This is a genomic window from Vibrio sp. R10-SG3-ISO10, assembly GCF_059834185.1.
Genome location: NZ_JCBDHG010000015.1, coordinates 141417 through 152066, shown reverse-complemented (window position 1 = coordinate 152066; position 10650 = coordinate 141417). Strand labels below are relative to the sequence as shown.

Here is a 10650-nt window from a genome sequence, read left to right as displayed (position 1 = left end):
CCGTGGGCGTTGGAAGATTGAAGGGGGCTGCTCCTAGTACGAGAGGACCGGAGTGGACGAACCTCTGGTGTTCGGGTTGTGTCGCCAGACGCATTGCCCGGTAGCTAAGTTCGGAATCGATAACCGCTGAAAGCATCTAAGCGGGAAGCGAGCCCTGAGATGAGTCTTCCCTGACCCCTTGAGGGTCCTAAAGGGTTGTTCGAGACTAGAACGTTGATAGGCAGGGTGTGTAAGCGTTGTGAGGCGTTGAGCTAACCTGTACTAATTGCCCGTGAGGCTTAACCATACAACACCCAAAGGGTTTTGATGGACTCAAAGCAAGAACAGAATTGAATGTGTAGAGAACACAATAACAGCTTTCCGAATTAAGAATTTGCTTGGCGACCATAGCGATTTGGACCCACCTGATTCCATGCCGAACTCAGAAGTGAAACGAATTAGCGCCGATGGTAGTGTGGGGCTTCCCCATGTGAGAGTAGGACATCGCCAGGCTTTAAATCTATAAAAGAGCCCGTTTGCAAAAACGGGCTTTTTTAGTCCTAAAGGGACATCTTGATGCTGATATAGCTCAGGTGGTAGAGCGCATCCTTGGTAAGGATGAGGTCCCCAGTTCGAGTCTGGGTATCAGCACCATTTACTGTTTGTTTTATGCTTCTTTAAGAGTCTAAAGCAAAACGTAAAGAATTTTACTTGGCGACCATAGCGATTTGGACCCACCTGATTCCATGCCGAACTCAGAAGTGAAACGAATTAGCGCCGATGGTAGTGTGGGGCTTCCCCATGTGAGAGTAGGACATCGCCAGGCTCCCTTTCTGTTTTTAGATTTTAGAAAAATCTAAAGGCAAAAAACTTAGACTTAAGAGTCTAACCAGTGCGGAGCGGTAGTTCAGTTGGTTAGAATACCGGCCTGTCACGCCGGGGGTCGCGGGTTCGAGTCCCGTCCGCTCCGCCACTTATTCCAGACCTCAGCAGAAATGCTGAGGTCTTTTTGTATCTGCGTATAGGAGAGCTGGAACGGACTTCGTCCTCTAGAATCGGGATCGGGCTTCGCCCTACGAGAGGTGGATGTTGATGCTAAGTTGATAGAGCCAATGGTTTAGAAGGTGTTGACAAAACTTGTCTCCTAGAAGACACAATCCTCCAGTTTTCCAGTTTTCCAGTTTTCCAGTTTTCCAGTTTTCCAGTTTTCCAGTTTTCCAGTTTTCCAGTTTTCCAGTTTTCCAGTTTTCCAGTTTTCCAGTTTTCCAGTTTTCCATAGGGCGAATCCCGTCCCCGTATCCCTAATCCTTTTCCCGCTATTCCTTCACATTCAAATCCCAATCGTACTCGTAGCTAAACTTACCGCTGAGATTTGCTAACTCCGGGCGGTATTTAGCTAGGTGTTGGATCAACTCTTGTTTGTTACCAAAGTCTTCTGCAAACCAATCGTAAATTGAAGAAAGCTGAGTCTTCCCTTTTAGTCGAAGAACACCTTTGTCACTGTTAATAAACTCTTTAGCCGCTTGCTCTAAGAGCCGCTCGGTATTATCAGCAGTAAAAGCTTGGGTTTGTAGGTTTGGACAACCTAGGCTGGCGCAGTTCACCGCATAGTGAGTGCGAGGGTCATTCCAAATCGGCCGAAGGATGCGGTGCTCAATATCGTTGAGAGTGAGCTTCTCACCGGCGACTGTAACCACTTCATCACCCCATGGACCAAAACTAAATAGTCCACCTAGCTTAGTGATTGACTTGACTGGGTAGTCATCAAGGATCAAGTCGACCGTAATCGCATTATAAAGATTGACCCAATAGGCGTACTGTTCACTTGAGGAGTGCTCTCTAGGATCGATAGCAGCTAGTGTCGCGATATAATAATTTAACTTTTGCTTATCTTGAGATGAGACAGAGCCGTATTTTACTAGGGTATTGTCTCCATCTTTGACTAAGTAGCTATCTAGAAAAGACTGCCAGTCCTGATGAGAAATCGCGGTGGTATTACTTTGATTTGATTGCTGCCAAAAAGACCAAAGCTCTGATTTTGGTGCGGCAAGTGAATGAAAAGAGATAAGAGTCAGTAGCAAAGTAATAATACGCATCATCAGGTTAAGTCCTTTGTAAAAGTGTTTTGATACCAATCACACCAATTATCTGATCATTCTTGCTTGTTAAAACCGCTGATAACTGCGTTAAAGATTTTGTAGGTAGAACAACTAGCTAGCTGCAATCTTTGCCTTGTTCTAAGCGGTTTTCCCTACGCAATTTTCTGAACATCTAATTAATGCGATTGGTATAACTACTAGACCTAGCGAAAAGCAAGTTTGTTTCAGCGCCCAATAAAAAAGGTTAGCCGAGGCCAACCTTTTGTTTATCACAGTGTTCACTTTGCTTATTTCAGGAAGCTTGGAATGTTGGCTTCATAAGCGGCAATTTTGTCTTCGTGCTGAAGAGTCAGGCCAATATTGTCTAAACCGTTTAGTAGACAGTGGCGACGGAACTCATCAATTTCAAACGAGTACTCTTTACCGTTTGCACGAACTAGGTTCGCTTCTAGGTCGACCTCAACTTCTGCGCCTTCGTTTGCTTCGACGAACTGGAAAATTTCATCGACTTCTTGCTCGGTTAGACGAACCGGAACCATCTGGTTGTTGATCGAGTTACCGTAAAAAATATCAGCAAAGCTTGGCGCGATCATCGCTTTGATACCGTAATCCGCTAGTGCCCATGGTGCGTGTTCACGTGATGAACCACAACCAAAGTTTTCACGAGCTAGCAGAATAGAAGCCCCTTGGTAGCGAGGAGCGTTCATTACAAACTCTGGGTTTGGCTGTTCACCCGCATCATCAAGGAAGCGCCAATCATGGAATAGGTGCTTACCAAAGCCTAGACGGGATACCTTTTGTAAGAACTGCTTAGGAATGATTGCATCGGTATCAACGTTCGCTGCATCTAGAGGAACAACTAAGCCTGTGTGTTGTTTAAAACCTGACATGTGTTTGCTCCTTAGTCTAGTTCACGAATATCGACAAAGTGACCAGCAATTGCTGCTGCCGCTGCCATCGCAGGGCTCACTAGGTGGGTACGACCATCACGGCCTTGGCGACCTTCAAAGTTACGGTTTGAAGTAGACGCACAGCGCTCGTGCGGACCTAAGCGGTCATTGTTCATTGCTAGACACATAGAGCAACCCGGCAGACGCCATTCAAAACCTGCGTCTTTAAAGATTACATCTAAGCCTTCTGCTTCAGCTTGTGCTTTTACTTGCTCAGAGCCTGGAACGATAAGTGCTTGAACGTTATCGGCTACCTTACGACCTTTGGCTACTTCAGCCGCAGCGCGCATGTCTTCGATACGAGAGTTAGTACAAGAGCCTACGAAAACTTTGTCTACCTTGTAGTCAGATAGTGCTTTGCCTGCTTCTAGACCCATGTAAGCCAGCGCTTTTTCTGCCGATGCTTTTTCTACAGGATCTGCGAAGCTTTCTGGCGCTGGAATTGGCTCATCTACCGCGATGACTTGACCTGGGTTTGTTCCCCAAGTGACTTGAGGTTTTATATCCGCTGCGTTTAGCGTGACGACTGCGTCAAACTGCGCGTCATCGTCAGTTTTTAGAGACGACCAGTATTCAATTGCTGCTTCTAGGTCTTGACCTTTAGGCGCGAATTTGCGGCCTTTGATGTATTCGAATGTGGTTTGATCTGGCGCGATTAGACCTGCTTTAGCACCTAGCTCGATGGCCATGTTACACACTGTCATACGGCCTTCCATCGTTAGATCAGTGATCGCTTCACCACAGAACTCAACTACGTAGCCAGTGCCCCCTGCTGCGGTCGTTTCACCGATGATGGCTAGGACGATATCTTTTGCTGTAATGCCCGGCGCTACCTTGCCTTTTACTTCGATCTTCATGGTTTTTGCACGTGCTTGTTTTAGCGTTTGAGTTGCTAGAACGTGCTCAACTTCTGATGTACCGATACCGAATGCGAGTGAACCAAATGCACCGTGAGTCGCTGTGTGTGAGTCACCACAAACAATCGTCATGCCTGGTAGAGTGATACCTAGCTCAGGGCCCATAACATGCACAATACCTTGGTATTTGTGGTTGATGTCGTAAAGGGTGACACCAAACTCTTCACAGTTTTTCGATAGCGTTTCCATCTGGATACGTGCCATCTCACCGGATGCATTGATGTCTTTAGTTTGCGTTGAAACGTTGTGGTCCATGGTTGCAAACGTCTTGCTGACTTGGCGAACCTGACGACCTTTTTCACGCAAGCCATCGAACGCCTGTGGAGAGGTGACTTCATGAACCAAGTGGCGGTCGATGTATAAAATTGGGTTTTCACCCTCGGCAGCTACGGCAACGTGTGCGTCGTAGACTTTTTCGTATAATGTTTTACCCATTATCACTATCCTGTGTATAGCTCCTGACAACGGCTTATCAGGAGCGAATAATTATTATCTGTCTGCTTAAATTAAGAGTGCAAAATGTACTCTGCAATCTTATCGCCCATTTCTGAGGTCGATAGTGCTGGTTTGTCACCTGATAGGTCACCGGTTAGCTCGCCTGCTGATAGAGCTTTAGACACTGCTGCTTCAATGTCTTGCGCAGCAGCTTCTTCACCTAAGCTGTAACGCAACATTAGAGCTGCTGATAGGATCTGTGCTACAGGGTTTGCAATGTTCTTGCCTGCGATGTCTGGAGCACTACCGCCTGCTGGTTCGTAGAGACCGAATTTACTTTCGTTTAGCGATGCTGAAGGCAACATGCCCATAGAGCCAGTGATCATGGCACACTCGTCAGAGATGATATCGCCGAAAATGTTTGAACATAACATCACGTCGAACTGTGCAGGATCTTTGATTAGCTGCATAGTTGCGTTGTCGATGTACATGTGTGAAAGCTCAACATCTGGGTAATCTTTTGCGATCTCTTCAACCACTTCACGCCATAGAATCGAGCTCTGAAGTACGTTCGCTTTATCGATAGAGCACACTTTCTTGCGACGTAAACGCGCTGATTCGAATGCTATCTTAGCAATGCGCTCAATCTCAAAACGATGGTAGACCTCAGTATCGAACGCTTTCTCGTTTGGACCTTCACCTTCACGGCCTTTTGGCTGACCGAAGTAGATACCGCCAGTCAGTTCACGAACCACGACAATATCAAAACCGTTACCAGAGATATCTGCGCGTAGAGGTGAGAAAGCTTCTAGGCCTTGGTGGATTTGAGCAGGACGTAGATTACAAAACAGTTGGAAGTGCTTACGTAGCGGAAGTAGGGCACCACGCTCAGGTTGATCGTTTGGTGGCAGGTGTTCCCATTTAGGTCCGCCTACAGAGCCAAAAAGTACCGCATCAGATTCTTCACATGCTTTCACTGTCGATTCTGGTAATGGGCAGCCATGATTATCAATCGCGATGCCGCCAACGTCGTGTTCATCACGAGCAAATTCGATAGCATGCTTCTTCTCGATCGCATCCAGTACTTTATGTGCCTGAGCCATTACTTCTGGGCCAATGCCATCTCCTGGTAAAACGGCAATTTTGTAAGTTTTGTCTGTCATGTTAGTCCTTGAGTATTTTTATTTCTTTTAAGCTCAAGGGACGACTCGCGTCCCTGGAGTCTTTTAAATCTATACGGTTTCGATTTTTTTCTGTTTGATTTCAGCAATCTTATCTGCACGATGGATGCTATTGATTACGTGCAGTAGCGCTTGTCCCGATGCTTCAACAATATCGGTTGAAACACCCGTACCATGGTACTTGCGACCTTTATAGTTGGCGATGATATCGGCTTGACCTAGACCGTCTTCACCTTCCCCTTTTGCCGTCAAATCAAACTTATCTAGCACAATATCATATCCGGTTACTCGATAGATACATTGGTAAAGCGCATCGACCGGACCATTACCTACAGCAGCTTCGGATTGCTCTTCATCACCGCACTGAAGTTTGATACTTGTTGTCGCCATGACACTACCTGACTGAACGCTTAGGTAGTTCAATTTGTAGAAATCATCTTCTTCGCGAAGATTTGAGAAATGCATCAAGGCTTCTAAATCGTAATCGAAAACTTGGCCCTTGCGATCAGCTAGCTTCAAGAAGTCTTCATACAATGCGTCTAGGTTGTACTCATCTTCTTTGTAGCCCATGGTATCCATATGGCTTTTCACTGCTGCGCGACCACTACGACTGGTTAGGTTTAGTGCTTGGTTCTTAAGGCCGATAGACTCAGGCGTCATGATTTCGTAGGTGTTTTTGTTCTTTAGCATGCCGTCTTGGTGAATCCCCGAAGAGTGGCTGAATGCGTTAGCACCTACGATAGCCTTGTTGTCCTGAATCGGCATATTACAAAGTTGACTGACCAACTTACTGGTACGATGGATCTCATCATGTTTAAGGCCGGTATGAACACCCAATAGCTCTTGGCGAGTCTTGATGATCATCGCGATTTCTTCCAACGAACAGTTACCTGCACGTTCACCGATTCCGTTAATTGTTCCTTCGATTTGTCGCGCACCTGCTTGTACTGCGGCAATTGAGTTAGCAACAGACATACCTAAGTCATCATGACAGTGTACTGAGATGATCGCTTTGTCGATGTTCGGTACGCGGTTAAATAGAGTTTGGATGATACCGCCAAATTCGTTAGGGACTGTGTAGCCAACAGTATCAGGGATATTGATAGTGTTTGCGCCAGCGTCAATGGCAGCTTCAACCATACGACACAAATTGTCGATTGGCGTACGACCCGCATCTTCACAAGAAAACTCTACGTCATCGGTGTATTTACGAGCGTGTTTAACTGCTTTAACGCCCATCTCAACCACGTCATCGTAGCTGCGGCGAAGCTTGTCTTGGACATGAACTGTGGACGTTGAAATAAAGGTATGGATACGGAATTGCTCGGCAACTTTTAGCGCTTCAGCTGCGGCATCAATATCTTTCGCAACGGCACGCGAAAGACCACAGATTCGGCTGTTTTTGATGTTGCGCGCAATGGTTTGGACAGATTCAAAATCACCAGGCGATGAAACAGGAAAACCTGCTTCAATCACATCAACGCCGAGCCTTTCTAGTGCGTAGGCAATTTGCAGTTTTTCTTTAACCGTCAAGCTTGCTGACAACGCTTGTTCGCCATCACGTAAAGTGGTGTCGAAAATAATGACTTGATCGTTCATGTTTGCTTCCTTAGTGATTCGATGTTTCTCACATCTGTTAATCGTTTACTTCCGTTACTTAGCAATAAAAAACTAGGTATAAAAAAACCCGCATCTAAGTGCGGGTTTTGTGTAATTCTGTGTGGTTATTTTTCTTCCACAGCCTACCCGCGCGATTGTGTCACGATAAGGAGGAGGCTCAGCAGGATAGAAAAACGGTTCATCATTGTTAACGGTTCCTTTAAGGGCGTTAAATAATCCACAAATTTAAGTTAACAAATTAGTACCGCACTCAAGAGTCAACGTCAACCCTAAAGTTGTTTTTTTATTCAAGTCAGATCAGTTCAACCTAAAAACACGCAAAATCGGCGCTTTTAAGCTCTCTTTATATTGAAAAGGTGAATGTCTTGGTTGGCTAACCATATTGAGCTTGTGTAACCGAACTACCGCAAAACATTCACCGAGCTGTCACTAAATCCTCTTAGTGTGATCGCAACACCGTCAATAAAAGGAGTCGGTAATGCGTTCAATAGAGCCTATTGCCAAGTTTGATCTGGCGTTTTCTCTGTTCTGTCTCCAGCACAGATTTAATCATCCTGTCTCACGTATCAGTAAAGCTGTCTCACATACTGGCGATGGCCACCTATATATAGCCTTTGGTGTACTTGCGTACTTGTTTGCAGGGATTGAAGGCAAGTTGTTTTTATTGGCTGGGTTGCTGGCATTTGCAATGGAGTTGCCAATCTATTGGTTAGCGAAGAACGTGTTTAAACGTCGCCGTCCGCAAGAGTTGTGTGACCTAGTGACTTCGTTTATCACGCCTTCAGATCGTTACAGTTTGCCTTCAGGCCATACTGCTGCTGCTTTTCTTATGGCTTCAATTACAGGTCATTACTTTGCTGATCTGGAAGTCGTCACGCTTATCTGGGCAACCTTGATAGCCAGTTCACGTATTTTGCTTGGAGTGCACTTTCTGACGGACGTTTTGTTAGGGGCTTTGCTTGGTATTGGTTGTGCTCAATTGGCACTAATCATGGTCGGGAGTTGACGAATGAAAATCTTATATGGAGTGCAAGGGACGGGGAATGGTCATATCGCACGTGCAAGAGCAATGTCGAAATGCTTGGCTGAAGCAGGTATGGAGGTTGAATATCTGTTTACTGGCCGAGATGAGAGTAAGTACTTTTGTATGGAGCAGTTTGGTGACTTTCAAACTCGGCGAGGTTTAACCTTTGCAACAGACAAAGGTAGAGTGAACTACTTAAAAACCTGTGTATCTAACAATTTATGGCAGCTCTGGCGTGATGTCCGAGAACTTGATTTATCCCACTACGATTTGGTCCTCAACGATTTTGAACCTGTATCTGCGTGGGCGGCGAAAAAGCAGGGTGTTCCGTCGATCAGTATTAGTCATCAGAATGCGTTCCGATACTCGGTGCCACTAAAAGGTGCCAGTTGGCTTGATAAAAAGGTGATAAAACACTTTGCTCCCGCGCAGCATCATATCGGTTTGCACTGGTATCATTTCGATCAGCCTATTTTGCCGCCCATCATTCACACCCCAAGCGGCGATACTGTGGAGGAAGCTTTCGTTCTGGTCTACTTACCGTTTGAAAGTGTTTCTGATATCACTGAGCTACTGCTGAGATTTACCAGTCAGCATTTTGTCTGTTATCACCCTGAGATCATTGAACTGAAGACAATCGACAACATAGAGTTTATGCCCTTAAGTTTACACTCATTTCAACTTCATCTTCAGCGCTGTAAAGGGGTGATTGCTAACGGTGGTTTTGAGCTTCCTTCTGAGGCACTTACTCTTGGAAAGAAGTTGTTACTTAAGCCATTGACGGGGCAATTTGAACAAGTGAGTAACGTGGCAACTCTTGAAGACTTGGGCTTAGCGACCTGCATGGAAATATTAGACGCTGCTGTGGTGAGAAACTGGCTTGATGAATCGAGCGCAGAGAGTGTCAATTACCCAGATGTAGCAGAGGCCATTGTCGCTTGGATCAAGCTGGGGGATTGGGAAGATAAATCAACACTGACTGAGAGATTATGGGAAAAGGTCGACTTTCCAAGCTATGTCACCAACCTATAGCAAATGTTCAATTCACACCAACAACAGTACCAATTATTGATGCTGTTTTTGTTTGTACTATTTGAATCATAGCTCTGGCTCATGTCTGATACTGGGTTTTAACAGGGGCTTTTAATATCAAATTTCTATATATATCCATAAAACAGTGTGCTTTATAACTTTTTATAATCTATTTAACTATTTGTAATTAAATAACTATTGTTGATTATAGGTAAAAAATACTGATTAATTGTCAATCTTATTGCTAATCGCTGAATGATTCGCTGATAGTAATGGTTCGCCGATAAACATCTAACAAATAAATACAACGGATGAGGCGAGAAATGGGTTTTCTATTCCTAACTCAAATTTCAATTTAACGACCATATACGCTGAAGAATTAAAGAGGCATCCCCAATGATTGATAAGAAAGAGTCTATGAGTGCTATCGCTAGCTACCGCATGGAAAGTACTTTACGAGGAGTAGATCTAAACCTATTGACTGTGTTTGATGCGGTTATGCAAGAGCAGAACATCACTCGCGCTGCACATAACTTAGGTATGTCGCAGCCAGCAGTTAGTAATGCAGTTGCTCGCCTAAAAGTTATGTTTAACGATGAGCTATTTATGCGTCAGGGTCGTGGTATTCAACCAACTCAGCGTGCTCGCCAACTCTTTGGTCCTGTTCGTCAAGCGCTACAGCTAATCCGTAATGAGCTACCTAGCTCAGTTTTCTCTCCAGAAACGTCAACGCGTCTATTTAAACTGGCGATCTGTAGCCCATGTGATATGCGCTTTGCACCAAAGATCATGTCGACTATTCATGACCTAGCACCAAATGTTCAGCTTCACCTTGATGCCGAGTTTGATCGTCAGCTAGCTGAGCGTATGCGTTACCAAGAGATCGACTTTGTTATTGATTACGCCCGTTTTGATGAGCAAGGCTTCTCAAGCACAGAAATTTTCCAAGACGAGTTAGTTGTTGTGGCTTCTAAAGCTCACCCTCGCATTCAAGGCGTCGTGACACCAGACCTATTGGTTCGCGAGCGTCATGCCAAGCTTTCAAAAGTTCACGGTCAGCGCAGCTTCTCTGAGCAGGCATACCGCGACCTAGACGTTCAGGCATACTATGAAGGTACGAGCCTAAGCAATGTCCTTTACGTTGTTGGTCAATCTGAACTGGTAACGATTGCACCGCGTTGGATGGTTGAGAACGCAGCAAACAAAGAGCAGCTACAAGTGATCGACTTCCCATTCGAAAACGGCAAAATCAGCGGCTACTTAAGCTGGCATGAATCAAGCGAAAAAGACAAAGGTCACATCTGGCTTCGTGACCAACTGATGATGATTTGTGGCGAAGTTGTCGCACTAGATTAATCATCACATTTTACTGCAATTAAAAACCTTGAATGACCCCGCCATTCAAGGTTTTTT

Annotated in this window: 9 protein-coding genes, 2 tRNA genes and 3 rRNA genes; 8 read left to right on the top strand and 6 right to left on the bottom strand. The window is 45.2% G+C overall.

Annotated elements, in window-relative coordinates; all coding sequences use genetic code 11:
* The 5 genes from AC6R16_RS07560 to AC6R16_RS07540 form a co-directional block, all read left to right on the top strand.
* Positions 1–286 (top strand): 23S ribosomal RNA (locus tag AC6R16_RS07560); the annotation flags it as partial.
* 90 nt (positions 287–376) lie between these two features.
* Positions 377–492, top strand: a 5S ribosomal RNA gene (gene rrf, locus AC6R16_RS07555).
* A 65-nt stretch (positions 493–557) separates the two neighbouring features.
* A tRNA-Thr gene (locus AC6R16_RS07550) sits at positions 558–633 on the top strand.
* Positions 634–689: 56 nt separating this feature from the next.
* Positions 690–805 (top strand): 5S ribosomal RNA (rrf, locus tag AC6R16_RS07545).
* Positions 806–875: 70 nt separating this feature from the next.
* Positions 876–952 (top strand) — tRNA-Asp (locus AC6R16_RS07540).
* Positions 953–1052: 100 nt separating this feature from the next.
* On the opposite strand, the gene AC6R16_RS07535 is transcribed toward AC6R16_RS07540, so the two are convergent.
* From AC6R16_RS07535 to leuA, 6 genes are all read right to left on the bottom strand, one after another.
* Positions 1053–1256 carry a hypothetical protein gene (locus AC6R16_RS07535; RefSeq protein WP_500674023.1) on the bottom strand — a complete coding sequence of 68 codons (204 nt, stop codon included), beginning with the start codon at positions 1254–1256 and terminating at the stop codon, positions 1053–1055.
* Between the two features lie 39 nt (positions 1257–1295).
* A complete protein-coding gene (locus tag AC6R16_RS07530; RefSeq protein ID WP_500674022.1) occupies positions 1296–2078 on the bottom strand; it encodes a DUF547 domain-containing protein in 783 nt (260 codons plus the stop codon).
* Positions 2079–2365: 287 nt separating this feature from the next.
* Complete coding sequence (leuD, locus tag AC6R16_RS07525; RefSeq protein WP_004743516.1) at positions 2366–2968, bottom strand: 3-isopropylmalate dehydratase small subunit; 603 nt, start codon at positions 2966–2968, stop codon at positions 2366–2368.
* Positions 2969–2979: 11 nt separating this feature from the next.
* Positions 2980–4380, bottom strand: coding sequence for a 3-isopropylmalate dehydratase large subunit (gene leuC, locus AC6R16_RS07520; protein WP_500674021.1), 1401 nt, complete (start codon positions 4378–4380; stop codon positions 2980–2982).
* A gap of 71 nt (positions 4381–4451) precedes the next feature.
* Entirely contained in the window at positions 4452–5543 is a 1092-nt protein-coding gene (gene leuB, locus AC6R16_RS07515; protein ID WP_500674020.1) for a 3-isopropylmalate dehydrogenase, read from the bottom strand.
* A 69-nt stretch (positions 5544–5612) separates the two neighbouring features.
* On the bottom strand, positions 5613–7160 hold the full coding sequence (gene leuA / locus AC6R16_RS07510; protein WP_004743519.1) for a 2-isopropylmalate synthase: 1548 nt from the start codon (positions 7158–7160) through the stop codon (positions 5613–5615).
* 499 nt (positions 7161–7659) lie between these two features.
* Here leuA and AC6R16_RS07505 point away from each other — a divergent pair, with 499 nt between their 5' ends.
* From AC6R16_RS07505 to leuO, 3 genes are all read left to right on the top strand, one after another.
* Positions 7660–8187, top strand: a complete 528-nt coding sequence (locus tag AC6R16_RS07505; RefSeq protein ID WP_425666088.1) for a phosphatase PAP2 family protein — start codon at positions 7660–7662, stop codon at positions 8185–8187.
* 3 nt (positions 8188–8190) lie between these two features.
* Entirely contained in the window at positions 8191–9237 is a 1047-nt protein-coding gene (locus tag AC6R16_RS07500) for an MJ1255/VC2487 family glycosyltransferase (protein WP_500674019.1), read from the top strand.
* A gap of 396 nt (positions 9238–9633) precedes the next feature.
* The gene (gene leuO / locus AC6R16_RS07495; RefSeq protein ID WP_500674018.1) at positions 9634–10593 is read left to right on the top strand and encodes a transcriptional regulator LeuO; all 960 of its coding nucleotides are present in this window, start codon (positions 9634–9636) and stop codon (positions 10591–10593) included.
* Positions 10594–10650 lie beyond the last annotated feature (57 nt).

Coding starts and splice junctions, on each gene's coding strand:
- leuO (WP_500674018.1), top strand. CDS start 9,634: ATGATTGATAAGAAAGAGTCTATGAGTGCTATCGCTAGCTACCGCATG.
- AC6R16_RS07500 (WP_500674019.1), top strand. CDS start 8,191: ATGAAAATCTTATATGGAGTGCAAGGGACGGGGAATGGTCATATCGCA.
- leuC (WP_500674021.1), bottom strand. CDS start 4,380: ATGGGTAAAACATTATACGAAAAAGTCTACGACGCACACGTTGCCGTA.
- AC6R16_RS07505 (WP_425666088.1), top strand. CDS start 7,660: ATGCGTTCAATAGAGCCTATTGCCAAGTTTGATCTGGCGTTTTCTCTG.
- leuD (WP_004743516.1), bottom strand. CDS start 2,968: ATGTCAGGTTTTAAACAACACACAGGCTTAGTTGTTCCTCTAGATGCA.
- AC6R16_RS07535 (WP_500674023.1), bottom strand. CDS start 1,256: ATGGAAAACTGGAAAACTGGAAAACTGGAAAACTGGAAAACTGGAAAA.
- leuA (WP_004743519.1), bottom strand. CDS start 7,160: ATGAACGATCAAGTCATTATTTTCGACACCACTTTACGTGATGGCGAA.
- leuB (WP_500674020.1), bottom strand. CDS start 5,543: ATGACAGACAAAACTTACAAAATTGCCGTTTTACCAGGAGATGGCATT.
- AC6R16_RS07530 (WP_500674022.1), bottom strand. CDS start 2,078: ATGATGCGTATTATTACTTTGCTACTGACTCTTATCTCTTTTCATTCA.